Below are 26,528 nucleotides of genomic sequence, written 5' to 3' on the forward strand. Positions count from 1 at the left end.
CAGTTGAAAATTTTTTTCAAACACCATATTCTACTGCTTTCATTGCATTTTCATACTTCTGATAATAATAAATCTCTCCATCAACATCAAAAAAAGCGCCGCAAATGCAGCACTTTCATCTTCAATTACCCGGGGATTGGGGCTGTCGATAAATAATGGCGTATCCGTTGCCTCCTACACCACCTCCATCAGCCATTTTAAGGTTTCCACTTCCTGTTCCGGTGCCGTACTTCCACAGACATCTATAAAATGTGCTCCGACTTCTGCCTGTTTCACTGCCCGATCAGCAATAAAAGCTACGTCACGCTTTTCAATTGCTTCCTTTACTACCGGAATAGTTCCGTTTATTTTTTCTCCAATGATTATCATACTCAATTTCCGTTTCTGTTTAAATCCATATTCTATCCTTCCTTATTATGAAATAATTGCCGCCGAACAGTATTGTCGAAGCTTCTCTCTGTCTCTGACAATAATGCGATTCCGGCGTGTTTCAATGACTTGATTGTCTCTTAGAATCTTCGGACAACGGGAAACATTCTTCAAATTGATTCCCACCAGGTCCATAATGTCGTTCTGTGTCAGCATAATCACATCTTTGTTGATATTGTCCAGATATATGTATAGGAAATTGCTGATTTTTTCCAAACCGGTGTAAAACAGCTGATTGGCATTATCAAGCACCAGCATTCCGGCCAGTTCATTAAAAGCTTTATACATGGCCCGATGAGGTGTCGTGTAATATTCAATTTCCTTTTCCGGATGGGCATTGAGTTCTTCAATGGTTCCCCCTGCAAAAGGAATCGAAAAAGTTTCAAACATCGACATAATTGGTACTTTATCCGGTTCCTGATGATTGAGTGTGGTCATAACCCGACGGACTTTTTCTTCATATGTATCTCCCATCAACTTTCCTCCTGATCATAAATATTTTCTTCAGATGCCTAAAAAAATTAGCTGCCGGCAATAATCGTTTTCATCTGCTGGTCTAATCATAACAAAACCAGACCGGTCCACAATACCTCATTTTATGTAGTTATTGTTGTTGTTTTTTTATATTTTATTTTTTCTTAATTTAACTACCTAAAACAAGGTATTAAATGCGTATTTTTAATGTTATTTCCCATATTACGGTTTAAGAGCCTGTATAACATTGACCAGGTTAATGAGGAAGCAAACTTTTATAATTCACAATCAGCCTAGTATTTTCCGTATGTTTTAGCTTCTTCAACCATAATTTTTGCAAAAGTATCATCTAGTGGAGCAGGATATTCACATCCAGTTGCCAGAATAAATCCGCCATCTTTTTTATAGGCATCAATCTGTTCACGACAAATAGCGCGAACATCATCTTCAGTTGCAGTCAGTAACCAGCCTGGTTCAACATGACCAATCAGGGTTACTTTATCTCCGTATTTTTCTTTTATTTCAGCCAAGTCTTTACAGTCTGGTGGAAGATGCTGGTATGAAATCGCAATCGGGTCCATTCGTTTAATCTGCTCTTCAAAATAAACTTCGTTTCCACAATTATGAAGCATAACCATTCCCCCTTTTTCGCGGGTATGATCACAGAGTTCTTCAATATAAACACCTTCAAACTCGTCCCACATTTCAGGCGACATAATAGTTCGTGAAGCATAAAGGGTATCAAACATAATGGCATGACAACCAGCTTCGATAAGGCCCGAAATAAATTCTTTTAAGGTTTCGGTAATATTTCTCAAGGCGACTTTAACATCATTTGGAGCGACAAACATATCAATACATAAACTATCCAGACCGGACATCATGCTTAGGATTCCCAATGGTCCAAAGACAAAACCCACAATCGGTTTTTCCTGCCCTTTAGCTTCATATAAGAGACGGGCCAATTCCATGTGCTCGCTCATACGTTTAGTTTCTCGCGGATTCAATACTTCAATTTTATGATAATCTTCTTTGCTGCTGATCAGATGCTTATTTTTAGCCGGACCAGCTGCTTTATTTTTTGAATATTTCAGCTCCATTCCCCAGTCGGCCGCTTCAACTGAGAGATCAACCAGGGTACAGATTACATCAACATCAACTTCGTCTGTCGCTTTAATGATTGCTTCTGCACATTTGTTTACATCTTTGGTCCATTCATCATATCCGATATCCAGATATTTTCGAGAAATACTATTAATCAGAGGATACACAGGAACACGATCTGCTTCTTTGTGATTTAAAGCAAGTGTGACTCTTTCTAGTGAATTCATAAACTTTTCTCCTAACAAGTTTTTTAGTTTAACAAAAAAAAGCCATCCCTAGCAGGAACGACTTCATTGTCATACATTCATATCAATCATCTCTGATTTCTATGGATGTATTATAAAAGATCCTGTTAATTACTACAACTCCACTATGTTTTTTATAGGGAAAACTAAATACCGTGATTTCTATTTCAACGAACTTTTTCACTCTTTTTTCGTGTCAACAGATATCCAGCAATTGAAAAAAGAGTTTTATTCATGCATAAATATATTTTAAAGATACCTTTTTGTCAGTACATATGTAATAAACTTTGCTCCTACAAAAATCACTGCCAGGACTTATTGTCCAACTAACGTTATTTACCAGTTTTTCTGGTTATAATAACTGTAAGATGTGTTTTGACTAAAACACTAGTATTGTTTTACCGGTTTTAATGAAAGACTAACTATTAAAAGTCAAGTCTAAATTGACATTATTTGAATGAATTGCAGAAATGCAGTTCAGATAAGTTAAGAACTGAAAATGAGTTAACTGAACATTGAAAACTGCATGACAAAAAGAGCATCTTTGCAGGTGCTCAAAAAAGAGATATTTATTAAAAAAATCTAAGCTGATTTAATGTATGTTTGCCCAGATCTTTCCAACTGGTAAATGACTCTTACAAGCTTTTTGGCCGCGTGAGATATTGCGACATTGTAGTGTTTTCCTTCAGAACGTTTCTTTGCAAGATAAGCTGCAAATATTGGATCCCAGTTACAAACAAATTTAGTTGCATTAAATAATGCATAGCGAAGATATCTGGAGCCTCGTTTCTCCATATGGGAATAGGCACCATCAAGTTGTCCTGATTGGTAAGTTGATGGCGACAGACCAGCATAAGCAAGTATTTTGTCAGGAGTATCAAAGCGTTTAAAATCACCGATTTCAGCAATAATCATAGCCCCCATACGATAACTGATTCCAGGAATGCTAAGAATGGGAGAATTTATTTCATCAATTATGATTTTGATTTCAGATTCTATTTCATCAATTTCACAATCAAGTTCCTGAATAAGCTTAATGGTGTGTTTTAGTTCCAGTGATTTAGCCGGCATATTTGAGCCAATAGAAGTTCTAGCGGCTTCTCTGAAACGAACAGCGGTATCTTTGGAATATCGACCTTTAGAGGCTGTTTCAATGAGTTTGGAAAGCCGCGTAAGGTGAGCAGACGCAACAGCACTAGCACCCGGGAATTCAGAAAGCAATGCATAAACAGAAGTTAAATGAAGAGTAGGAACAAGTTTTTCCAATTCAGGGAAAAGAATTGTAACAAGTCTGGAAATAGATTGTTTAAGTTTCGAACGTTGCTTTACTTTATCAAAACGATAGCGGGTTAATGACTTCAATTCTTCATTGTGGTAAGATGTGTCTGAGTAGGACTTTAAGTTCACATCAGACATAATCATAGAAGCAATTGTTCGGGCATCTACCTTATCCGTTTTCGTCTGTCTAAGGCTTAGACTTTTTCTGTACAGATTGGTATGTAACGGATTGATAACATAGGTGGCGAGACCTTTATCAACGAGATAACCGAGAAGATTGTAACTGTAATGTCCTGTGGCTTCCAGCCCTACTTTTACTTTAGTTAAATCTTCTGCAACAGAGGAAATCTTCTGAAAAAAATCATCAAAACCATCACGGTTGTTCATAATGGTAAAGGCTTTAAAGAGTATCTCTCCATCTGAGTTAGTAATAAAGCAATCATGCTTATCTTTAGCAACATCAATTCCTGCATAAATCATAACAGTTCTCCTTGAATAAATTTAATACTGTTTGGAACCCACGGGTACTCCCTGCGATTGTAACCTCGTTCTAAATAAACCGTCATGCGGTATCTAACTGATTAACAAATATACAAAGAGCCTGTGGTTGGAGCCTTTCGAAAACCATCTAGTGGTAGGAGATGAGAACCAATCCACAGTATCTCCAAAAAGTATAGCATACAGTCCTTGGAGAGGGACTATAAACACTACTACTATATAATACGAGGAGGTTTTATAATGAATTCCGTTCCCAGATGGTTATACTGGACACCTAGAATTCTGTCCATACTGTTGACCAGTTTTCTGCTTCTATTTTCTTTTGATGTCTATTCGCCGGGAATGAGCATACCAGAAGTGCTGCTGGGATTTTTGATGCATAATATCCCGGTCATCATCTTAGTGATTGTCATTGTTCTAGCCTGGAAATGGGAAATTGTTGGTGCCATTGCTTTTGCCCTGGCCGGGCTTCTTTATATGGGTCTGGTTTTTATGGGAGTATTTCAGGGGGATCTGGCCTGGTATATTGCCCTCAGCTGGAGTCTGACGCTCTCCGGTCCCGCTTTTGTCATCGCTTTTCTTTACTATCTGAACTGGAGAAAAAAACATCATCCTACTGATCACAACAACATACATCCACAGCACTAAAATTTAAAGCGGTGGCTTTAGCTGCCGCTTTTATTTTTTTGCGGTTAAAACAATAACACACCTTTCTTTTCGCTCAATAATCAAGAATGTTATTGTTACCACAAACTACACTCCATTAAGGATATCCGCAGTTTCATTTAATTAATTGCTTATTTCAACAGCATATTAAAGACCACTACTTCATCTATCTTCTGGTACTTTAAAAACAATAAGGGTAAACAATATCTATGACTAACAACTCCAAGGAGGTTTAAAATGAAAAAAGTCAAAGTCAAATTACGTTCTGATAGTTCTTTTCAGGAAGTTGCCATTTCCAGTCCAGACAAACCCCTGATTGCTGAAACCATGCAGACAGGGTGGCAGAATATAGCTAATCTGATTGTTGCCTTTACCGAGGTAAGAGCCGGTTTAATTATGGAAATTACAGACACTGCCATGCAGGTTTTTCTGATGAGCCAAAATCCCGAAAACCCTTATCATGTTGGCGGCAATGATAAACTCTGTCATGGTCTCTATTGCGAGACGGTGATTGCTACTGATAACGAATTATCAATTGTCGATGCCAGACAGTTAGCAGCCTGGAAGGACAACCCCGATGTTGCTATTGACATGATTTCCTATTATGGCCTGCCACTGAAATGGCCAGACGGTGAATTTTTCGGAACCATCTGCGTGTTGGATGATAAACCCATGGAATTAAATGATAATCAGAAGCTACTGCTTAAAGAATTTAAATCCTCAATTGAAAAGGACCTGGCACTCTTATCCGCCAAATAAATAGTTCATTTTTATTACACTTCCAGAATACTAACACTGAAAAAAATTATCTTTTGAAAGTGACTTAAGCAAGACAAAGAATCTTAGTTCCTTTGTAAATCTAATTAACAATTCCAAAAGAAGCAATATAAAAAAGTCAAAAGAAATTTTTTTAAGTTTCTTTCGACTTTTTTTGTCTGCGAGTTTTATTTTATACTTTTTACTAGAACATTTCCTTACTCATATTGTCTATTTCTGCGTCAACCGCTTCATAAACACCAGGGTAAACTGAACCAGGGCCACCCATAATTAGAGATGGAATGAAGTAGTTTTTACCGCCATCGTTGCAGGCTTTTCCAACATATTCAGCCATCAACTCCTGGGTCCAGTCTTCCTTGTCTAACACCCCGTTGTCCAGACCACCCATAAAGGAAATCTGACCACCGTATTCTTTAATCAGCTTAGGAATATCATTTGTTGACATGCAACCCTGCCAAATATCCATACCCATTTCAATCATGCTGGGGACGATTGTTTCGCCATAGCTGTCACTGTGATGAACAATAATTTCAATGCCATTATCTTTATAATGCTGATAGATTTTTTTATAAGCAGGCATAATAAATTCTGCAAACATTGCTGGTGAGATGAAAGTTGATTTTGAGCTGCCCCAATCATCATGATGAAATAATGCATCGGGTTTTAATTTTTCGATAATCACATCGGCAAATTTTATTTCATACTCAGTGATATAATCGATCAGTTCTTTCAAAGCTTCCGGTTCTTCATAAAAAGCCATCAGCGCATCTTCCATTCCCATCAGATAATGGAGTCTTTCAAAAATACCCGGCGCATAAAAAGAAGCCGCAAATACTTCGTTTCGGTCAATAGCATTAGCATGTTCAATGGCTGGTGCCCAGGCTTCATCAGGGAAATCAAGACTTGGCATTTTAACATATTCTTTCCACTCGGTTACATCTTTTAAAACGATATGTTCATCATCATGAACAGGGAATGGACCCGGCTGACCTTCTGGCCACTGAATGGTCACACCCCAGGGATCTTTAGCCGTCATACCAGGACCGCAGGTAAAACCGTAGATAGGCGCTTCCATAATAATATCCATAAATTCGTACTGTTTGACAAACCGGTCAGGATTGCCACCTTTAATTGTTTCCAGTAAATTTTGTCTTTTAGTTAGCATTTTCTCCTCCTACTGCTAAATTTCTATTTTTCATAACTTCAGGCAGGAAGAAAACCAAAAGCATGGTGATGATCATGCATCCGCCCGAAAGAATAAAGAACAAATTCATATTGCCACCCGCAATTGGGGTAATAATATAGGTTGGTACTACAACCGCGCCAATCAGCTGAATAGTGGCCAGGAAGCCACCAGCAGTACCCGCATAAACAGGTCCTATTTCATCTAGTTGGACTGGCAGAGACATCAGTAAAGGAATAGAGGCACTAACAGCCGCTCCATAAACAAGCATGCCGGCACCCAGTGCAATCCCTTCAGGCAATAACCAGAAAAACCCACCACCAATAGCCGCCAGTATAGAAAAAGCAACCATTGCCGGTTTGGTTTTGCCAATCGCATTGGCAATGACCGGTCCCAACAGGGTCCCAACCAGACAACCGATAGTCATAATCGAACCATACATTCCGGCTGCAACCGAATCAATTCCCCGTCCAACCAGTGCAGTTGGCAGAAACGAGCTAATTCCCACATTACAGGCCATGATACCGGCTACCGCTACCGCGGCGATCCAGATTGGACGGCATTTCATTACAACTTTCAAACTTTCGCCAACTGACACAGATGGTGGCATCGCTGCCGGATCAACCTCCGGATTTTTAACAAATATAAACCAGAGTACAGCCGCAATAACCGCCAGGCCAGCCGCAAATATAAAGGCTGTTCTGATTGTAGCAAAGAAACCGGTTGTTGCCATAGCCACTGTCATTGCCAAGGTCGAAGTCGCCAGTAAAATACTCATTGCTGTGGTTATTTTTTCCGGTGGAAAGAAACTTCCCATCAGTTTCGGTCCGTTTGAGTTTAAGAATGTGACTCCAACCCCGGTTAAAACCATCGCAACCAGCAGACCGGAATAAGTTGAAGCGGTAACACGCAACGCTAAACCAATGGCCGAAATAACCAGGGGAATCCCGATCATTATTTTAAAGCCATACTTATCAACCAATAAACCTGAGATGATGCCCAGAAAAATTGCTGGAATCATCGCCGCAGTAAACAGACTCGAAAACTGAGTCAGCGATAAACCAAAACCTTCCATCAACTGAGGTGCCATTGGCGAAAGCTGATATTGGGCATAGTTTGGTGTAAACTGCGCGATACAGGCGACAATCAAAATCACCCACATGTAATTTGTTTTTTTCATTAACTCTTCCCTCTTACATCTTATTGAATTCATAAAAAATACCAGATACTATATGCATATAGTTATTTATATGCTAACAGTCTAGCATGAAACCGTTTGTCAGTCAATGGAATTTGTAAATATTTCCTTATCTATGAAAGATTGCAAATTTTCACCTTTTGTGTTTTAATTTAATCATTATTATAAGTAAGGAATGCATATGGCACAGGAAAAAGAATTAACGACAAAGCAGAAGATTTACGATATGGCTAAGAGACTTTTTTATAAAGAAGGTTATCAGGTCAGCTTTCCCAGCATTGCCAAAGAACTGGGAATCAGCCAGGGCTTGATTACCTATCACTTTAAAACAAAACGCAACCTGGCCATCGCCATTTTTAAAGAAGATTATGAGATTTTATCTTCCCATCTGAAAACAGTAGTAAATATTGATGAAGACATTTTTTTATTTATTATCAGCTTTTATTATCTAAACGATCAGATCCTGCAAAAAAACCCTGATAAGATGCGCTTTTTAATCGATACAAATAACGAAAACATCTCAATTGAGGCGATCTATGCCAGTGATTTCAAACACATTTATGAAAAACTGATTGAAAAAATGGTACCCAACGAATTGAATGCTGATGATAATCTAACCCTGTTTCTAACCACTACCTATTCAGTCTATGACTCAATCCTGCAAAAAATCAGCAGTGGACTCAATATCAGCAAAGAATATTTCTTTGCTTACACTATTGATCTGATGTTTCACTGCCTCGGCCTGGAAAAAGATCCCCAGCGAACGCAAAGGCTAATCGCCCAAGCCAAAGACCGGGTTGATTTACTCTTTAAAAATCATCCGGAACTTTTGGATGTATACCAGTATCTAATTGATTAGATCTTTTTAACTTTTTATCCAACACAAAAGAACCTGTCTCCGGCTGTTGCCCGATTCAGGTTCTTCTATCTTTTCTCATTAATTTTGTCCTGTTGTCTTATCGCTGTCCACGATGATATTCCAGAAATTGAGGTTCTGTGTCGCAAACTCCATCGCCGTCTTCATCAACAAAATTTTCATCATATGTGCCATCAAACTGATATTGTGCAACACCATCGTTACCAATCCCTACTCCGGTTCCATCGCAGGCACCAGCACCAGCCTGGGGTGCTGCCATTACTGTTCCTGCACTTCCTACCATCATCAACACTGCTAAACCTGCCATTAATTTTTTAGTCATTTTCTTCCTCCTTGAGCGCTTGATTTTTGATGCGCTTTTGTTTTATTGAGGATAGTATAACGCCGCTAAATGGCAGAAAAGTGTCATTATGATGGCATTTCGGTGTCATTGCAATTTTTTGTTCTACTCACAATTAACTGGACCACCCAATATCCTGATTAATATTCTCCATCATAAGCCGCAATCACCGCAAATTCATCGGAGCTGAAATAAAACGCGGTTGTTCCCTTGGTGACTTTATAAAACTCCTTGGCATCAGCCGAAGTCACATTATAGACATTCAACTCCTGGCAGATGACTTTTCCCTGTCCAGGTACAAAAAGATCGGCTATTGTTTCCATCAGAAAACGATCCACTTCTAGCTGTGCTTCATCATTGTAAACCGCCAAGTAAATTCGATTCAGTTTCTGATTACCCGGAAAATCCTGAATGTCGAGCTGCCCTCTTCTTCCTTCCATCTCATAATAATAGGAATTAGTCGTAAATTCTTTATCGGATACGTAGGTATGCTCCAACACAAACAGCGGATATCCTGCTTCCGTAACAGCTGCATTGATAGCAGTAATGATTTCGTCATGAGTCGTTTCAAAATAAGAATACTGATTTTCCTCATATTCAAAATAGTTGACTGCAAAAGCGTTTTCAGAAGTTGTCGTAACCGTCGTGTCCGTTGCTGAATCTGTCGCTGCTCCACCATTATTTTCTGACTTGGGCGTGCAGCCAATAAGCAGAATAAAAGTCAGCGCCAATAACAGGTATAGAAATTTTTTCATCAGAAATCTCTCCTTTCAGTACGGATAACAACTTTTTCTATAGTTATTTTACCCGCTATCATTTAACTGAAACATGAAAGCAATTCTTGGGTTATTCACTTCAAATAATTTTTCTGCACTTCAACCAGACATGATTACAGGCGCTTTTTTCAGCAAACCAATAATTTCGTTTGCCTACTTCATTTTTTCAAACTGTACCAATACATATGGTATAATATCATTATCATTATGATTGACAATTTATTTTTTATGGTAAAAATATCCCGCTTCTATGAGGGTTATAATGTTTCACAAACGCCTGATAAATCAGCGCACGGTCCAGCCACCTTGCAAGACAAAACAGTTTTACATTAATCCCGACGGACTAATTCGAATATAAACAATTCTGTTATCAGATCCCTCTGAAAATAATCAAATAGGAGTATCCCATAATGTATAAGTTCAGTGAATTACTCATACTCTTTACTGTGACGCTTTTTTTCGTGGTCCTGTTTTCATTTATTAATGAAAAAACCCTCAAACTCCCTTACGAAATCGGCCTGGTGGTTTTCGGCTTTGGCTTTTGCCTGATTCTGATTCTGATTAGAGCTTTTGATATGACACTGCTGCCGGAAGAGTTCTTAAAGCTTGTTCACCAGTTTGATTTCAATGATTTTCTGATTCATGGTATTTTGTGTTTTATGTTATTTTCCGGAGCTTCCAGTATCAAGTTCAATGATTTCAATGAAGACAAAGGCCTGATTGGCCGAATGGCAATCTTTGGCACACTGATTTCCATCATCGTTTATGGTTTCCTTTTTTACGGTTTGAGTCTCTTTTTGGGTCTTAATTTAACGATTCTGGAATCCCTGATCCTTGGTGCCATCATCGCCCCATCCGATCCGATATCCGCTATGTCAATCCTCGGCAATGTCGGTCTGCCCCACCGGCTCTCCCTGATTCTGGAAGGTGAATCCCTTTTTAATGATGGGATAGCAGTCGCTGTTTTTGCCACCCTGATAGCGATTCAGGCGGAATCTACAGCAGCATTTCTCCCTGGCTCTTTTATTGGCGGCCTGGTTGCTGACATTGCCGGTGCTGTCATTATTGGCCTACTGATCGGTTTAGTCATGTTTCAGATCTTCAAGCACACGAAGAATCTCTACATCAAAATTTTCACCAGCATACTAACCGTCATGATGGCCTATCTGATTTGCGAATATTTTGAATTTTCCGGCCCCATTGCCGCTGTCATTTGCGGCCTCTATTACGCAACGGTCATCGCTGGCCTGGAACGTCAGGGTATGGATGAATCCACCCGCAGGCTCCATGATATGTTTTATGATTTCTGGGGTGTAATTGATAATCTCCTTAATGGTATTCTCTTCCTGATGGTCGGTCTGCTTTTCTTTGCTGTCATCTCGCTGGAAGATATTTCCCATCTGCCCTTTTTCGCCATTCTCATCGGTGCTATCGCGATTAACACAATCTCCCGAATCATCTCAGTTGCAGCTAATGTATCTTTTCAAAAAAATATGCCCCTTGGTTTATCTAAAAAGAATTTTACCGTCTTTTTTTCCTGGGCCGGCTTAAAAGGCGGCCTCTGCCTGGCTCTGGTAATGGGAACAGAAGTATCTCTTTCACCCCATACCTATTCGATATTTGTCGTCGCAACCTACGGAATCGTCTTTTTTACCACAGTCTTCCAGGGCTTAACCGTCGGAAAAATATTTAAAAAGCTTCAAAAATCTGAGGTTGAAAACACTCATGACGTCCAATGAAAAAGAGCTGAAAACAACACAAAAGTTGCACCAGCTCTTTCCCACTATAGTAATCCAGTTGCTAATTATAACATTATTATTTATTGAATTAGTAAATTTATAAAACCCGTATACTTCATCTATAGTGCTTTTTTCAGCCATTCCAGGCGTCAAATTGCTGTACCAGCATAAGAACTTTGTCCTGCAGATCAACCTGCGCGTTTTCAAGCGTGTTTATGTGGATATCATAGTTTTCAGATTCCACTGCTGTATCTGTCTCAACCAGTCGTTTGCCGTCCATGCTATAAATGGTCAAAGACGTCTCATCCATAAAATAATCTTTAGCATTTTTATCGGCATCGTAAAAGAGATATTCATACTCGATGCTGCCATCAATAAATTCAATCACTGTTTCTTCCGCATAACCAAGCACCGTACCGTCTCCGTTATAACAGATGTAAGAGGTTGCCGCAATACCTTCTCCCACATCCTCGTACCAGTATTCCCAGTGAAAAATTTCAGAGTCGTCCACTTCAACTGCGTATTTCACGTCTAAAAATCCGGTTTCAACAAAACGTCCGGCCAGCTGGCCGTTTGCATAAATTTCCGGCCGATGATTGGTCCGCTCCTTATCTCCCCGAAACAGCAGCACCGAAGCATCCTCCATGGCCGCAAGGGCCTGTTCCTGAGTCATTTCCATGGCCAGCCCCGAATCATACTGACCGAAGGCGGTGTTATCGACCAAAAGAAGGATAACAATTGCTACGGTCACCACTAATAAAGTCAGAATTCCCTGCAATATTTGTCTAAAAGTCATTTTTCTTCTTCCCTTTATCTATTTGCATTATTATAACATAACTTAGAGTTCAATCGGATAGAGACAGCTATTTTTTTGCATTTGGTCTTTCTCCAGTAATGGCAAAAGCAGTTAGTCTTCCTGTCAGCGATCTTAACTATCACTTTATCTCATTACATTTTTCAACAGCGAACTAACTGCAGCTGACGTCTGCTTAAATGAATTCTATCTGTTTATTGCAGTGCTTATATCAAGTCTTCTCAACATCTTTTTCAAAAACTATCCCTCCATATCGATGTTTAAACTAGAAAAGCCCTTTGAAAAATGATAATATTAAATAACTATGAATAATCAATCAGACTGTTTCTGCCAACCTAAGCCATCTCCGGATCATTTTCTATTTAATTTCGGGTAAATATTTTATTATTAGACTCCAGTACTGATTGAAACGAAAGGAAGAGAAATGCTTAAGAAACTTAATTTATGGTCGATTGTAATCGGTTTACTATTACTGCCCCAGACCTCCTGGGCAGCCGAACTCCAGTCCGGCCCCTTAAACCCTGATTTTATCACCTATCAGTAGGCTATGGAAAGTGACATCAATACCGCCTCTGCCGAATATAACGGCGTAATCCCCTCGCCAATTTACCCAACTCAAACTACCACGACGGCAAGCCAAACCCTTCCGGAATCATATGATCTACGGGATTACGGCCTGACCGCTCCAGTCGGCAATCAAAACCCCTGGGGTGCCTGCTGGACTTTTGCCACGATGGGGTCACTGGAATCTTATCTAAAACAGGAAATGGCAACAGAAGTCGACCTGTCCAAAAACAATCTGGTTTGGAATAACGGTTTTGACTATTCTCAACCCGCTACTGGCGGCAACTATTTAATGGCTACCGCCTACCTGGCCCGTTACAGCGGTCCGGTCAGCGAGGAGAACGATCCTTATCTGTCGGCCTCACAGCAAGGTCTGTCTCCCCTTTATCACATCCAAACCGTGCAGGAGATTTATGGTGATTCTACTGCTATCAAGGAAGCCATTTTAAATGGCGGTGCCGTTGGCACTTTCATCTATTCGGAAACTGGCAACAGCGACTACTATAATCCTCAAACTTACGCTTATTATTATAATGGTAGCCAGGCTATCAGCCATGCTGTTCAAATTGTTGGTTGGGACGACAATTATGACAAAAACAACTTCGCCACCACTCCGGAAGGCAATGGTGCCTGGATCATCCAGAATTCTTATGGTGAAGACTTTGGCGACGGCGGCTTTTTTTACATATCCTATTACGACAGCAACGTCGGTAATGAAGTAGCTGTCTTTCACAATGCTGAATCCACCGATAATTATGACCGTTCCTATCAGTACGATTATCTGGGCTGTATCTCAACCCGCGGCTATGGCCTTCAAAATGCCTGGGGAGCCAATATCTTTACCGCTTCCGATGCTGAAGAACTGGACGCTGTCTCGACTTATGCGGCCGCTCCCAACATGACTTTTGAAATTAGCATTTATACCGATCTGACGGATGCGGCTGATCCGACCAGCGGAACCCTTCAGACGACCCAGACAGCATCTTATGATCTGGTTGGCTATTATACCGTTGCCCTGGACAATCCGATAACACTTGCCGCCTTTGAATCCTTCTCAGTCGTGATCAAATATACAAACCCGTGGAGCACCATGCCAATTCCGGTAGAAGAACCGCTTCCTTATTACAGCAGTCAGGCCTCAGCCAACCCTGGCGAAAGCTTTGTATCGACCAACGGCATCGATGGCTGGGAGGATATCTCTCTTAATGAAACCAACGTCTGCATCAAGGCCTTTACTAATGATATCGAGCCCAGCTCTGAAAGCCAGCAGGTCACCATCGATTACCGCACCCATATCCAGAATCAGGGCTGGCAGGATACTAAGGGAAATGGCGAAATCAGCGGGTCTACCGATAAAAGCTTGCGGCTGGAAGGGATTCAGATTCAGCTTGATCCTGAGAGCTACAATTTGGGTATATCCTACCGAACCCACGTTGAAAACCTGGGCTGGCAGGACTGGTCTTATGATGGCGAGATGAGTGGAACCTCCGGCCAGGCACTACGCCTGGAAGCCATTGAGCTTGCCTTAACCGGGTCGGATGCTGATTTGTTTGAGCTAACCTACAGGGTCCACTGCCAGAATGTCGGCTGGATGGACTGGGTTGAAAATGGCCAGACGGCCGGCACCGAAGGACAGGGCCTGCGTCTCGAAGCTATTGAAATCACTCTGACCAGAAAAGCCACTTCCGAAACCACAGTTACCAATCTGACAACCAAAGCCGACGATCAGGCTATCGACCTTTTCTGGCTGCCCGTTGACGGCGCCAGCGTATATCAGATTGATATATCAACAGACGGTCAAAACTATGAAGTCCGTCAGGATTCCTGGCCGGACACTACTGCACATGTCATCGACCTGACTCCGGGAACCCGCTACTGGTTTAAAGTCCGGGCGGTAACAGAATCCGGCACGGGAAACTGGTCTGATCCCGCCACTGCGGTTGCTAACGTTGATGATCAGGGGACTGCCTTTACCGGCAACCTGCTTTTAATTACCAACGAATCAACCGATATTACCACCACCCAGTCGACAGGCACCCTGCCAGCCCTGTCCGTATCGGCACAGACAGAAACTGCTGTCGAAAACTCCGGGACACGGGGAATTGACCGCATCGTCCAGTCTGACATCCCTTATGATCTGACCAATCTCGATCTTTCGACCCTGCAAACCAGCGAAACCTATATCCTGGATGATACCCGTTCCTTTTATGTGACCAGCTGGACCGAAGACGATCCGGCGCCAATTACCGGTCGCTGTGCCTATGACGGCCAGTTTGTACAGGTTTGGGTTGACAATGCCGAGGATGCTGTGGTTAAACTGACTGATGATCAGGCTGCCGAAATAGGTACAGAATTTGACTCGATTATTTATCCGCTGGTCACCGAGAATTTCTATTCAGTCTCTGACCTGGACGGTAACGGTAAAGTCGCCATTCTCTGTTTTGATATTGACAGCGATGCTGCTAAAGCAGAAATTCCAAATACTTTTACTGCCGGCTACTTTTCTACGGTAGATCTGCTGCCTGAGGGATACTATGATCAGCCTTCCAATCAGATGGAAATCTTTTACATTGATACCTATCCGACAATGATGGAAAGCTACAAAAATCTGGATGTCACTAACCCCATTGTTTCTCGAGTTTATCCCTATTTAGCTCACGAATTTCAGCATATGGTCAACTTCAACCGTAATGTTCTCGAAGAACATGACCCTTATTGGTGTGATACCTGGCTCAATGAAGCCCTTTCAATGGCATCCGAAGATCTTTATTTTGAAACAAAAGAAACTGAAAATCTGACCAGAGACGAAATGCTCACAGGATATAACGGCAACCAAGCGTCAGAAATTGCCGCCGGCAAATCGCTTCTTGACTGGGATGATAGTATGGCTAATTATCAACTCTCTTATCTCTTTTCCCAGTATCTGCGAACTCGCATCGATCAGTCTCGGGGTGAGGGGCAAGGGATTTTGTCCTATCATGACATCCTCACTGATTCCTGCAATGATTACCAGGCCGTTGAACATGTCATTCAAAGCCAGATTGATGAAGACTTAACTTTTGGCGAATTTATGACCCAGTTCCGGGCCGCTATCCTGTTAAAAGCCGACTCCGGTCCCTATGGCTTTAACGGCGAAGATGGTTTTGATGAACTTCAGACTCAGCTTTATTCCGGCACTCTAACCCAGCTTGAGGGCGGTGGTGCGATTGTGACTCAAATCAACTCAGACTTTACACCATACCCAGGCGCAGCAGGTAATGATATTCGCTTTACAGGGATATTTGAAAAATAATATCTACAAACCTGCTATCATTTTCGAGCCGGCTAGAATAGTGTGATTAAAATTCCATGTTTTTAAATTATCTCACGATATCAAATAACCTGTATCCGGTAATCACCTGATACAGGTTTTATTTTTAATTTAATGGGTAGAATTATTAAATTGAACTAAGCGAAAATTCTTCCACAACGGAAACCATTGTCGATTCATCATTGATAGCAAATAAAATAATTAATCTTGACAAGCGTAAAATCTAGGTATAAGATAGTAATGTAATCTTTTACAAAAGAATAGCACAGGGCAAGAGTTGAAGAGATGCCCGTATGATACTTAGGGTGGCTAAGCCGGGTTTTTCGGATCAGCCCTTTGTATGATGCGGGCTTTTTTATTTGTTTTACCATCCTATCTATCATTCTGAAAATATTTCGAGAGGTCAAATATGCAAACTCACGTTCAACAAACAGACGAAATCCAAAATCTTTTTAACCATTCCGTTATTCCTTCGGTTAATCACCGGAAAGAACTGCTGTTAGCCATGGAGCAATCTGAAGTTGAATGGATTATGCTAAAACTTGGCGATATCAATACACTTCCCCAGCTTGTCAAAAGCATTCATCAGTCCGGCAAAAAAGTTATGGTACACCAGGATTCCATCAAAGGCATAGCAAAAGATAAAATGGGAATCAATTTTATGGCAAGCTGCTCTGTGGACTGTATTATCACCAACCGAGCTGCCTGTATCAAACCAATCCGAGAGGCTGGGATGATTTCAGCTTTCGGATTGTTTGTAATTGATTCGGAAGCCTGTCGAACGGGAATGCTTTATATTAAAGAATATCAGCCGGATCTGATCACTCTGATGCCAGGTTCAATCCCCGATCAGGTCATTGATCGTATCAAAACTGAAACCCACAAACCATTTATTCTTGGTGGCCTAATCACCGAACATGCTCAGATCAGCCATGCCATAGATGTCGGCGCTGCAGCTATTGCCAGTAGCCAAAGAGAACTTTGGAATAGATAAATCAGTAACCAAAATTTAAAAATATATGGAGGAAAAACAATGAAAAACATTATGATTTTTGGTGATTCTAACACCTGGGGATGGGATCCATCTAACGATCTGGTAGAAACCATCAAACGCTGGCCCGATGATGTACGTTGGGCAGGTATTCTACAAAAAGAATTGGGCGAAGATTACAAAATCATTCCCGAAGGTTTAAATGGCCGTACAACGGTCTGGGATGATCCGATTGAAGAATATCGGTGTGGAAAACAACATATCATTCCTCTGCTCGATACCCACGCCCCACTTGATCTGGTCATTATTATGATTGGTACCAATGACTTGAAAGATCGCTACACTGTCACCGCCCAGGACATTGCCAACGGCGCCGGTCTGATTCTCGATAAAACACTGGCCCAAGCGGGTGCTTTCGGACCGGAAGGACCTAAGGTTCTCTTTATCGCACCGCCACCTCTGGGACCAATTGAAAATGGTATTTTTAAATTTATGTTCGCCGGTAACCGGGAAAAATCTGAACAAATGACTGAATTTTATAAAGCAGTAGCCGTCAGCCGTGGAGTTCCCTTCTTTGATGCGGCTTCAGTTGCCAAAGTCAGTGATATCGATGGCCTCCATATGGGCGCCGATGCACACGCTGCCCTGGGAAAAGCTATCGCGCTGGAAGTCAGAAAAATACTGTAAAGGAGACTATGATGAAAAAAGGATTGGCTTTAGTAAACGGTAAAGGAATCACAATGGAAGAAGAACATCCTTTTTGCGAAAGTATCTATATTCGCGATGGCATCATTAAAAGCCTGGGCACAAACACAGAAATCAAAAATCTGGCCCAGTCTGAAAGTTCCCTAATCATCGATCTGCAGGGAAAGACCTTTGTCCCAGGCTTACATGATTGCCATGTTCATATGATGAGCACGGGCTTGACGGCCATCGGAATTAATCTTTATGACTGTCACAGTGTCCAAACAGTTATTGAAAAACTTCAGACTGAACAGTCAGATGATCCTCAGGAGTGGATTTTCGGCTATGGCCTGGATGAGTCCAGACTCTTTGAAAAAAGGCCGCCTACGGCTGATGAACTGGACTCAGTTTTTAAAAAACGTCCTGTATATCTGCTTGACCGGGGACTGCATTATACACAAGTCAATACGATTGCCATGCAGATTATGGAGATTTCCGGTGATGAAGAAGGTCTCGGTCGTGATGAAGCCAATCAGCCCAATGGCCGCCTTCATGGCCATGCCAACAGTCACGCCCGAAAATATTTTTTTGACAAGTTAAGCGTCAAGCAGCGGGAAGATGCTATCCGTCACACTGCAAAAGTAGCATCGGAAATGGGTGTCACTACTATTCATGCCATGGAAGGGGGAGATCTGGCATCAGATGAGGATATCCCGGTCTTTCTGGAAATAATGGATGATCTGCCCGTTCATGTAGTCCTGCACTGGTGCTCTACTCAAGTCGAAAAGGCGGTCAGCAAAGGGCTGAAAATTGTTGGCACCGATATCCTTCTGGATGGTTCAATTGGCTCGCGCACCGCCGCTTTTAATGAGCCCTATGCTGACGATGAAAACTCAGTGGGCATCCTCTATTTTTCCAACGAATGGGTTACCAATTATATTTTAAAAGCCCATCAGTCTGGTCTGCAAACCGGTTTCCATGCCATTGGCCAGCGGGGCATCCATCAGCTTTTAGACTGCCTGGAGAAAGCACTTGAAATCTATCCGATTGAAGATCACCGTTTTCGCATTGAGCACTTTGGTTTTCCTGACCCGGCCGATATCGTCCGGGCTAAAAAGCTGGGAGCTGTGATTTCGACTCAACCAGCCTTCACCTACCTGCGCGGAGGCCCGGGTAGTGTTTATGAAGATCGGGTCGGCAGTGACCGCAGTCAACGGGCTTATCCGCTAAAGGAATTTCTGGAGGCCGGGCTTTTGGTAAACGGCGGTTCTGATTCCAATGTGACACCCATCAACCCTATGCTGGGCATTCATGCGGCTGTTAATCCGCCATATTCAGAAAATGCCATTACTGCCTATCAGGCACTCCGGCTCTTTACCATTGATGGCGCCTATACCGCTAAAGAAGAAACTACCCGAGGCAGTCTTTTACCAGGAAAAGCCGGAGATATCACCGTTCTTAGTGACAATCCTCTAGCTATAACACCTGATAAGCTTAAAGATCTGACTGTTGAAATGACTATTTCAAACGGAAAAATTATGTATCAGAAAGGTGAATAAAAAGATGAAATACATTTTAGGTATTGATGAAGGCACCACCGGCGTTAACGTTATGATTTTTGATCACGAGGTGAATATCATTGGTCAGGCATATTCGGAATTCACCCAGCACTTCCCCCAGCCGGGATGGGTTGAACATGACGCTGAAGAAATCTGGGAAGTCACAATGAAAATGGTTTCCCAGGCTCTGGAAAACGGTGATGTCAAACCGGATCAGATTGAAGCCATCGGCATCACCAACCAGCGTGAAACGACTGTTTTTTGGGATAAAAATACCGGAATGCCGGTTTGCCGGGCCATTGTCTGGCAGGATCGCCGAACGCTTCCCATCTGTGAGGCCCTGGAAGCCAAAGACGGCGCTGGGATTGTTGACCGGACCGGGATGGTCATCCTGCCTAATGATGCCGCCACAAAAATCCGCTGGTTACTGGATAATGACGACGCTGTTAAAAAAGGCGTTGATAAGGGAGACCTGCTTTATGGAACCATCGATACCTGGTTGGTCTGGAAACTGACTGGTGGAGCCGCTCATGTCACCGACTATTCCAATACCTCAGTAACCCTTCTGTTAAACGCCAGAACCCTTGAGTATGATGAATGGATTCTCAATGAATTACAGATCCCCAGAGATATTTTGCCAGAGCTACGTTCATCCAGCGAAATTTATGGCATGACCGATGCCGATGTCTTTTTTGGTGCAAAAGTTCCAGTTGCCGGAATTCTGGGTGACCAGCAATCAGCAACTTTCGGTCAGGGCTGTTTGGAAAAAGGGATGGCCAAAAATACCTACGGCACAGGATCTTTCATGCTGATGAATACTGGAGACCAATATATTCCTCCATCTGACGGCGTTTTTTCACCGGTTCTCTGGAATGCAAAGGGCCGCACTGATTACGGTCTTGAAGGTATGGCCGATGTTTCAGGCGCTGTTTTACAATGGCTTCGAGATGGTCTTGGAATTATTTCCGATGCCAGTGAGGCAGAAGTACTGGCAATGCAGGTCGACGGCAGTTTAGGTGTTTATTTTGTCCCGGCTTTTGTTGGTCTTGGAGCACCCTACTTCGATTCCTATGCCCGTGGTACAATTGTCGGTATTTCCCGTGGAACAACCAAACAGCATATTGCCCGTGCCGCTTTGGAATCAATGGCTTATCAGGTCAAGGATGCGTTTAATGTGATGGAAAAGAAATCCGGCGTTAAAATGTCGAAACTGCGTGCTGATGGCGGTGGTGCCAAAAGTGATTTTCTCCTCCAGTTCCAGGCTGATATTCTTGGTGTTCCGGTCGAACGCCCGGTTATTACCGAAACCACGACCCTGGGAGCTGTATACGCTGCTGGGCTGGCCGTGGGTTACTGGGACAGCTTTGAAGAAATCGGACAATTCTGGAAAATTGAAAAACGCTTTGAACCACAAATCAGCGAAGAAAAACGCCAGGAACTCTGCGGTTTCTGGGATAAAGCTGTGAAACGGTCTGCTGGCTGGCTGAAATAAAAATAATTTGACCTCAAAATTGCGGTACCTCATAACAATTTAATCGCTTATAGTAATCAAAAATGAAAAAACCTGTATCCGGATAAACACATCATCAGATACAGGTTTTTATCATCTTACTCATCATAACTTTAACTTATCGCTGTCCGCGACGCATTTCCAAGAATTGCGGCTCATTATCGCATACACCATCGCCATCTTCATCGACGAAATTTTCATCATAAGTGCTGTCGTACTGGTACTGTTTTACGCCGTCGTTACCGATTCCCTGCCCTGTTCCATCACAAACGCCAGAGCCATTTTGAGGTGCTGCCATTACTGTTCCCGCTGTTCCAACCATCATCAATACTGCTAAACCTGCCATTAATTTCTTAGTCATTTTCTTCCTCCTTGTGCGCTTATTTTTGATGCGCTTTTATTTGATTTGTTGAACATAGTATACTTTGTTTTAATGACATTGCCGTGTCATCTTGAAGTCATTTCTGTGTCATTCAATATTTTTATAGAAGTCATTAGACCTAATCGTTTTTTATCTGAATTCTAAAAAAAACCAACATAGCATAAACCATGTTGGTTTTTTAAAAATTAAAAATACTCTATTCTGGGTATTTACTACTGTTCAATAAAACAATTGGCGGTTTCACCTGGAGCATCCGCACCTTTAGGAACAACTACAATGCGTATCCCTTCAAGCCGGTAGCCAAATCCAGCGGACCCTGCTGAAGCACCATTACTTGCCCAACCAAGCCAACCAAGGTTTTGGACATGAACCTGATAATAGATGTCAAAGTAGTCAGCATCGGCTCCCGTTAAAGAAATTTCAATCGCTTCCAGACGTAATGCCTGTCCGACGGTTCCAGCTTCTTCCCCATCAGCGACGTAATTTTCTTCCCAGCCAAGATTCTGAACATGAGCCCGATAAGAAACACCCAGATCATAGTTGCTGTCCATCTCAATTTCAATGGCTTCCAACCGCAGGCTTTGGCCTGTTGTTCCAGAAAGGGTTCCATCTTCTACGAAATTTTCCTCCCAGCCGATATTCTGATTGTGAGTACGATAAGCTACATCATAATGACGTTCAGGCACCTGAACGATTACCGGAATCTCCAGTTCACCATAGTTTTCGGTTGTTACCAGAATCGTTACCCAGGCTGACAGCATAATCTCTTCTTCATTGCTCTCCTCTGCCATTGCTGATAAGACATTTCCCACTACCGGAATAGCTGGTCCAGAACCGGCATAACCAGGAATCAAGTTTAGAAAACAGCTTAAAATACCATCTACTGAAACTGATGGCGCGCCGGGAACACCATTTCCCGGTTCAGCAGGCGCTCCGGATGAGCCTGTCCCAACCAAAATAACTGATGGATCATCAACTTCACCAAGTGCATAAGCTAAAATAGCTCCCGCCCCTTGAGGAACCAGCTGTCCGGCATTTGCCTGATAGTGCGTTGCAAAGCCCCCTCCCGGTGCTGCAACCGGAGTTCCCAGATCACCCTCAACATCACTTGCGCCATTGTCATAAGGTTCTGCGACAACAGGATCCAAATTCGGTGAAATGATGGTCACCGTCGTGATGGTCTCATAGTCCTGATAGCCTGGAGCTGTTACACGAACTATCACATCATAAGTTCCTGTCTCTGTAAATGATGGTGGTGTAGTCGAAAAATTTTCCCCATCGGTACTGTAATAAACGGTTGAACCGTTTGGCAGCCCTTCTATATCAATGACGATATCGACTTCTTTATTGGTGGTTGTTGTCAAAGGGTCAATTTGAATGTCGTTCATCGGTTGGGAGCTACTTCCCCCTCCGCCAGTCGGTGCATTAGAAACAGTTACAGTCGTACTCTTAGTATAGTCGCGGTAACCATCTGCTGAAAAGCGCAGGGTAACAGTATATGTTCCAGTTTCGTTAAAGGTTGGTGCCGTGGTTGTGAAATTAGTCCCATCGGTAGAGTATTCCGTGCTTGCCCCACTAGGTAAGCCTGAAATATTGTAATCAGGTGAGCCTCCAGTATAAATACTGATAGGATCATCACCTGAAATACCTGTCATATCTTGCAGTTGTGTATTTTGAAGGACTAAATCCGTTGTAACCAGTGTATTTTCATCAAATGCTGAATGATCAGAACTATTTTTCCAGTAATAATCATCACCTGGATTGGGATAATCCCCGACCGTCGCATTATAATTTGCATAACGGGTATAAAGTAGTGAACTGCCATCGGTATCCTTAAAAAGAACCTTCTCGACTTTTTTACTTGAATAACTCGTCAACACTGGATAATCTTCTTTTGAACCGCCGGATAAAGTCTGCCCCCAAACAAGGGTGTTCGGATCAGACTGACCGCCCTGCAGTTCCCAGGCAACTAAACCACTTTGATATTCCGTAGTTGTAGCTCCTGTAATTTCACCGCTTTGGCTAACACTACCGCCAAGTCCAGAAATGCCGGTGTTAATCGTATCATCAGAAATATAGAACAGATTCGATAAAATCGGAGCATCTGCATATTGACCGATGATTCCACCCAAGTTCGTTGACTGACCGCTAGTGGTGATAGAAGCGGAAACACTGCAATTATTAATCGTAACCGCAATATCTGTAACAAGACCAGTGATACCGCCAACTCCTAAAGGAGTACCAGAAATATTTCCTGACACAGACCCCGTTAGGCTGCAATTAGCGATCTCACTTGCAGTTCCGGACACTATACCGGCAATTCCACCAGCAACCGCATCACCATCGTTTGCCACAATGGTCGCTGAAAGGCTGCACTTGCTGATAAGACAGCCATTAGCAGCCGTTCCCGTAATCCCACCGACATTTGTTCCGCCAGTTAAAATTGCCGACAAGTTCAGGTTTTGAATGGTAGCTCCGTCACAATAGCCGAAAAAGCCCTGATCTTCCGAGCTATTGTTAATAAAAATTCCGGATACGGTATAACCATTCCCATCAAAAGATCCCCTGTAACTTGAAGCACTCTTTCCGATAGGAACCCACTGATTGTTCTGGCTTCCGGCTAAATTAAGATCCGCATTTAATGAAGCGTCAATAATAGCATGTCCGCCTTCATTAATGTAGGCAGAAAAGTTTATCAGGTCATCAAGACTGTTAATTTGAATGCCACTGGGTCCTGCTTCCAGGCAATAAACATCAGCCACCGCTTCTAAGGACCAGGTCGTCGCATCCAGCTTTTGCTGCAAAATAAAGGTATGGCTCCCTGTCGCAAGTGACAGACCAGATAGACTATAAGGATTATCCGTTGTCTCAGTGATTACGGTCCAGTCTCCACCATCGATTTTATACCGATAGGTGTACGGTGCCCCCGTTGAACTTAAGGCCGTAAAGGCAAGAGCAAGGCTTTCCTGGTCATTAATGACGGTTTTATCGGGTGTCATGGTTGGCGCTTCCGATTCGGTAAATGAAAGCTCTGCCGTTGCCATCGTGTAGGTTCCCGGTGTGACCGCTGTGCTTGTAGCATCATTGACCCAGGTATAACCGGCTGTTGGCTCGGGGATGGTATAGGCCCCCCCGATGTTGCAGTAGTCATTGAGGATTGTAGTATCTGCTTTATTAAAACTCACCTGGTAGACTTTTTTTGCATTAGCATTATAAAAAAGCAGTTGCGGGGTGGCGTCGGTTCCGACTGTCTGGCCCCAGACTAAGGTATCCTGACTGGCCTGGCCGTTTTGCAGGCCCCAGCCGGCAATAGCAGTTGAGAAGTCGGAAACAGCATGGACTTCAGTTGAATCATTTATTAAACCAGCACCACCAAAACCATTAAAATTGCCGTTATCAAGATAGTATCCGTTAGTAAAACTCCCAGAAGACTTTCTTCCGATAAGACCACCTAAATACGTATCCCCAGATACCGCCCCTGAAGCGAAAACATGGTTTATGGTGTCACTTACTGAACGTCCAATGATACCTCCAATATTTTTACTGGAAGCGCCTGTTCCTGATACAGCTCCTGTAGCATAACAATTTGATAAAACATTACTGCTTGAGTCTCCAATGATACCACCAATATATTGACTGGATTCCCCTGACCCCGATACCGTGCCGGAAGAGTAACAGTTTGTTAGTGAGTTGTTGCTACCTGAATATCCAACAATTCCACCAACATTATTCTCCGTACCTGAAACATTTCCAGTAGCATATGAGTTTTCAATAGATGAGTTGCCAGTGAGATACCCAACAATTCCACCAACATGTGTTGCACCAGTAACACCACCCGTTGAATATGTGTTTGCAATTCTTACAGAATTAGCCGACCATCCAACCACGCCACCGACATACATATCCTCACCGGAAACATTTCGGGAAACCTCGCAGTTACTGATTTCAACGACGCAGAAAATGGTCTTCCCTACAATACCGCCAACGATTGAATTTGAATTAGATGCTGCCGTTGCTCTGATTGCTTCATTTCCGCTAACTGTGCAATTTGAAATATAAACAACTTCTTCATAATCACCACTGTAATCATTTACAATATATCCAGCTATACCACCAACGTAGCTGGCTGAACCACTGATAGAGCTACTGCTTCCGTCATCAAAAACGTGACATCCTGAAATATCACTTAGCTTATCGTACCCAACAATACCACCGACATACTGATAACCAGAAATTTCTCCAGAAAAAGAACAGTTTTCAACATTTTTATTTACTACCCATCCGACAATTCCACCATAATAATTTGAATTAGATAAACTCTCATTGACAGGTTTTAAACTACCGCTAAAAGTACAACCACTAATTGTACTGCTACCTGCATTGTTTATAGCATATCCAACAATTCCACCAATATTTTTACACTCAGCGGAATTTATAGTAATTGTACCTTCATTCGTACAACTAGTGATCGCGTCATTTGTAGAGCTGCCAACAATACCACCCACCATTTGGATTCCCATAAAACTAACTCCAATATTCCCTGAAAAACTACAGTTACTAATGGTTGCGCCAGCAGAACTTCCGATCACCCCTCCAATATACTGTTTGTTTGAATTGATTACAATATCACCAATGAAACTGCAGCCTGTAACCATGCCCCCATTAACACTATCAACCATCCCACCGGTATTGGACGAAGCAATAAAATTATCACAATCCACTGTTAAATTTTTAATTTCAGCCCCATCTTCATCATTATCCAAGTTTACAAAAGGGCTGTTTGAAGAATCAATTGGTAAAGTCATTGTATAACCCGCACCATCAAAAATTCCAGAAAAGCTGGAAATAGGCGTTATGACAATCGCATCATCAGTGCCAGAATCACCATCAGGATCTTCAAAATTAATATCTGCTGTCATAACGGCATCGCTATAGGTCGTTTCACCTATAAGGCCGCCATTGTTATTTATCGCATTCGCAAAGATATTAAATTCCGCTGGTGTAGAAATTTCGTAGGGCGTTTCTGATTCTGCGGCCATAACCGTTGTTCCCAAAAATAAAAAGCAGCTGGCCATAAGAAAAATTGAAATAATAAAGGAGTAGAAGAATTGACGTTTCATGATCGCTCCT

General features: G+C 42.2%; 19 protein-coding genes and 1 pseudogene. 9 read left to right on the plus strand and 11 right to left on the minus strand.

All coding sequences use genetic code 11. The annotated features are described in order from the left end of the window. Positions 1–177: 177 nt before the first annotated feature. The 4 genes and pseudogenes from Q5O24_13655 to Q5O24_13670 form a co-directional block, all read right to left on the minus strand. Positions 178–369, minus strand: a pseudogene (locus Q5O24_13655) (methyltetrahydrofolate cobalamin methyltransferase). Between the two features lie 45 nt (positions 370–414). Beyond that, on the minus strand, positions 415–903 hold the full coding sequence (locus tag Q5O24_13660; protein WKY47383.1) for a helix-turn-helix domain-containing protein: 489 nt from the start codon (positions 901–903) through the stop codon (positions 415–417). Between the two features lie 293 nt (positions 904–1,196). Beyond that, complete coding sequence (locus tag Q5O24_13665) at positions 1,197–2,234, minus strand: uroporphyrinogen decarboxylase family protein (protein WKY47384.1); 1,038 nt, start codon at positions 2,232–2,234, stop codon at positions 1,197–1,199. A 600-nt stretch (positions 2,235–2,834) separates the two neighbouring features. Further along, complete coding sequence (locus tag Q5O24_13670) at positions 2,835–4,010, minus strand: IS110 family transposase (protein WKY47385.1); 1,176 nt, start codon at positions 4,008–4,010, stop codon at positions 2,835–2,837. Positions 4,011–4,268: 258 nt separating this feature from the next. On the opposite strand from Q5O24_13670, the gene Q5O24_13675 reads away from it, so the two are divergent. Both Q5O24_13675 and Q5O24_13680 read left to right on the plus strand, forming a co-directional pair. Beyond that, on the plus strand, positions 4,269–4,676 hold the full coding sequence (locus Q5O24_13675) for a hypothetical protein (protein ID WKY47386.1): 408 nt from the start codon (positions 4,269–4,271) through the stop codon (positions 4,674–4,676). Positions 4,677–4,931: 255 nt separating this feature from the next. Then, the gene (locus tag Q5O24_13680) at positions 4,932–5,453 is read left to right on the plus strand and encodes a hypothetical protein (GenBank protein WKY47387.1); all 522 of its coding nucleotides are present in this window, start codon (positions 4,932–4,934) and stop codon (positions 5,451–5,453) included. Between the two features lie 202 nt (positions 5,454–5,655). On the opposite strand, the gene Q5O24_13685 is transcribed toward Q5O24_13680, so the two are convergent. Both Q5O24_13685 and Q5O24_13690 read right to left on the minus strand, forming a co-directional pair. Further along, positions 5,656–6,636, minus strand: coding sequence for a uroporphyrinogen decarboxylase family protein (locus Q5O24_13685; GenBank protein WKY47388.1), 981 nt, complete (start codon positions 6,634–6,636; stop codon positions 5,656–5,658). Next, entirely contained in the window at positions 6,626–7,834 is a 1,209-nt protein-coding gene (locus tag Q5O24_13690) for an MFS transporter (protein ID WKY47389.1), read from the minus strand. The genes Q5O24_13685 and Q5O24_13690 overlap by 11 nt, the downstream gene beginning before the upstream one ends. 199 nt (positions 7,835–8,033) lie before the next feature. On the opposite strand from Q5O24_13690, the gene Q5O24_13695 reads away from it, so the two are divergent. Further along, the gene (locus tag Q5O24_13695) at positions 8,034–8,711 is read left to right on the plus strand and encodes a TetR/AcrR family transcriptional regulator (protein WKY47390.1); all 678 of its coding nucleotides are present in this window, start codon (positions 8,034–8,036) and stop codon (positions 8,709–8,711) included. A 97-nt stretch (positions 8,712–8,808) separates the two neighbouring features. Here Q5O24_13695 and Q5O24_13700 read toward each other — a convergent pair whose 3' ends face one another. Then, positions 8,809–9,051 carry a hypothetical protein gene (locus Q5O24_13700; protein WKY47391.1) on the minus strand — a complete coding sequence of 81 codons (243 nt, stop codon included), beginning with the start codon at positions 9,049–9,051 and terminating at the stop codon, positions 8,809–8,811. Between the two features lie 158 nt (positions 9,052–9,209). Beyond that, positions 9,210–9,824 (minus strand): hypothetical protein, encoded by a 615-nt coding sequence (locus Q5O24_13705; GenBank protein WKY47392.1) that lies wholly within the window; start codon positions 9,822–9,824, stop codon positions 9,210–9,212. Between the two features lie 431 nt (positions 9,825–10,255). On the opposite strand from Q5O24_13705, the gene Q5O24_13710 reads away from it, so the two are divergent. After that, on the plus strand, positions 10,256–11,584 hold the full coding sequence (locus Q5O24_13710; GenBank protein ID WKY47393.1) for a cation:proton antiporter: 1,329 nt from the start codon (positions 10,256–10,258) through the stop codon (positions 11,582–11,584). Positions 11,585–11,717: 133 nt separating this feature from the next. Here Q5O24_13710 and Q5O24_13715 read toward each other — a convergent pair whose 3' ends face one another. Beyond that, complete coding sequence (locus Q5O24_13715) at positions 11,718–12,380, minus strand: hypothetical protein (GenBank protein ID WKY47394.1); 663 nt, start codon at positions 12,378–12,380, stop codon at positions 11,718–11,720. A gap of 565 nt (positions 12,381–12,945) precedes the next feature. Between Q5O24_13715 and Q5O24_13720 the strand changes: the two genes are divergently transcribed. The 5 genes from Q5O24_13720 to glpK all read left to right on the plus strand — a co-directional run bounded on the left by Q5O24_13720 (position 12,946) and on the right by glpK (position 20,998). Then, a complete protein-coding gene (locus Q5O24_13720; GenBank protein WKY47395.1) occupies positions 12,946–16,254 on the plus strand; it encodes a lectin like domain-containing protein in 3,309 nt (1,102 codons plus the stop codon). Positions 16,255–16,681: 427 nt separating this feature from the next. Continuing rightward, positions 16,682–17,266 carry a glycerol-3-phosphate responsive antiterminator gene (locus tag Q5O24_13725; protein ID WKY47396.1) on the plus strand — a complete coding sequence of 195 codons (585 nt, stop codon included), beginning with the start codon at positions 16,682–16,684 and terminating at the stop codon, positions 17,264–17,266. Positions 17,267–17,305: 39 nt separating this feature from the next. After that, positions 17,306–17,950, plus strand: a complete 645-nt coding sequence (locus Q5O24_13730; GenBank protein ID WKY47397.1) for an SGNH/GDSL hydrolase family protein — start codon at positions 17,306–17,308, stop codon at positions 17,948–17,950. An 11-nt stretch (positions 17,951–17,961) separates the two neighbouring features. Further along, on the plus strand, positions 17,962–19,506 hold the full coding sequence (locus Q5O24_13735) for an amidohydrolase (protein WKY47398.1): 1,545 nt from the start codon (positions 17,962–17,964) through the stop codon (positions 19,504–19,506). A gap of 4 nt (positions 19,507–19,510) precedes the next feature. Continuing rightward, positions 19,511–20,998, plus strand: coding sequence for a glycerol kinase GlpK (gene glpK / locus Q5O24_13740; protein ID WKY47399.1), 1,488 nt, complete (start codon positions 19,511–19,513; stop codon positions 20,996–20,998). A 136-nt stretch (positions 20,999–21,134) separates the two neighbouring features. On the opposite strand, the gene Q5O24_13745 is transcribed toward glpK, so the two are convergent. Together Q5O24_13745 and Q5O24_13750 are read right to left on the minus strand one after the other, a co-directional pair. Then, positions 21,135–21,377, minus strand: coding sequence for a hypothetical protein (locus Q5O24_13745; GenBank protein WKY47400.1), 243 nt, complete (start codon positions 21,375–21,377; stop codon positions 21,135–21,137). A 233-nt stretch (positions 21,378–21,610) separates the two neighbouring features. After that, positions 21,611–26,518, minus strand: coding sequence for a GLUG motif-containing protein (locus Q5O24_13750; protein ID WKY47401.1), 4,908 nt, complete (start codon positions 26,516–26,518; stop codon positions 21,611–21,613). Between the last annotated feature and the right edge of the window lie 10 nt (positions 26,519–26,528).

The organism is Eubacteriaceae bacterium ES3 (assembly GCA_030586155.1).
Lineage (GTDB): Bacteria > Bacillota > Clostridia > Eubacteriales > Eubacteriaceae > Acetobacterium.

Coding starts and splice junctions, on each gene's coding strand:
- Q5O24_13660 (WKY47383.1), bottom strand. CDS start 903: ATGGGAGATACATATGAAGAAAAAGTCCGTCGGGTTATGACCACACTC.
- Q5O24_13665 (WKY47384.1), bottom strand. CDS start 2,234: ATGAATTCACTAGAAAGAGTCACACTTGCTTTAAATCACAAAGAAGCA.
- Q5O24_13670 (WKY47385.1), bottom strand. CDS start 4,010: ATGATTTATGCAGGAATTGATGTTGCTAAAGATAAGCATGATTGCTTT.
- Q5O24_13675 (WKY47386.1), top strand. CDS start 4,269: ATGAATTCCGTTCCCAGATGGTTATACTGGACACCTAGAATTCTGTCC.
- Q5O24_13680 (WKY47387.1), top strand. CDS start 4,932: ATGAAAAAAGTCAAAGTCAAATTACGTTCTGATAGTTCTTTTCAGGAA.
- Q5O24_13685 (WKY47388.1), bottom strand. CDS start 6,636: ATGCTAACTAAAAGACAAAATTTACTGGAAACAATTAAAGGTGGCAAT.
- Q5O24_13690 (WKY47389.1), bottom strand. CDS start 7,834: ATGAAAAAAACAAATTACATGTGGGTGATTTTGATTGTCGCCTGTATC.
- Q5O24_13695 (WKY47390.1), top strand. CDS start 8,034: ATGGCACAGGAAAAAGAATTAACGACAAAGCAGAAGATTTACGATATG.
- Q5O24_13700 (WKY47391.1), bottom strand. CDS start 9,051: ATGACTAAAAAATTAATGGCAGGTTTAGCAGTGTTGATGATGGTAGGA.
- Q5O24_13705 (WKY47392.1), bottom strand. CDS start 9,824: ATGAAAAAATTTCTATACCTGTTATTGGCGCTGACTTTTATTCTGCTT.
- Q5O24_13710 (WKY47393.1), top strand. CDS start 10,256: ATGTATAAGTTCAGTGAATTACTCATACTCTTTACTGTGACGCTTTTT.
- Q5O24_13715 (WKY47394.1), bottom strand. CDS start 12,380: ATGACTTTTAGACAAATATTGCAGGGAATTCTGACTTTATTAGTGGTG.
- Q5O24_13720 (WKY47395.1), top strand. CDS start 12,946: ATGGAAAGTGACATCAATACCGCCTCTGCCGAATATAACGGCGTAATC.
- Q5O24_13725 (WKY47396.1), top strand. CDS start 16,682: ATGCAAACTCACGTTCAACAAACAGACGAAATCCAAAATCTTTTTAAC.
- Q5O24_13730 (WKY47397.1), top strand. CDS start 17,306: ATGAAAAACATTATGATTTTTGGTGATTCTAACACCTGGGGATGGGAT.
- Q5O24_13735 (WKY47398.1), top strand. CDS start 17,962: ATGAAAAAAGGATTGGCTTTAGTAAACGGTAAAGGAATCACAATGGAA.
- glpK (WKY47399.1), top strand. CDS start 19,511: ATGAAATACATTTTAGGTATTGATGAAGGCACCACCGGCGTTAACGTT.
- Q5O24_13745 (WKY47400.1), bottom strand. CDS start 21,377: ATGACTAAGAAATTAATGGCAGGTTTAGCAGTATTGATGATGGTTGGA.
- Q5O24_13750 (WKY47401.1), bottom strand. CDS start 26,518: ATGAAACGTCAATTCTTCTACTCCTTTATTATTTCAATTTTTCTTATG.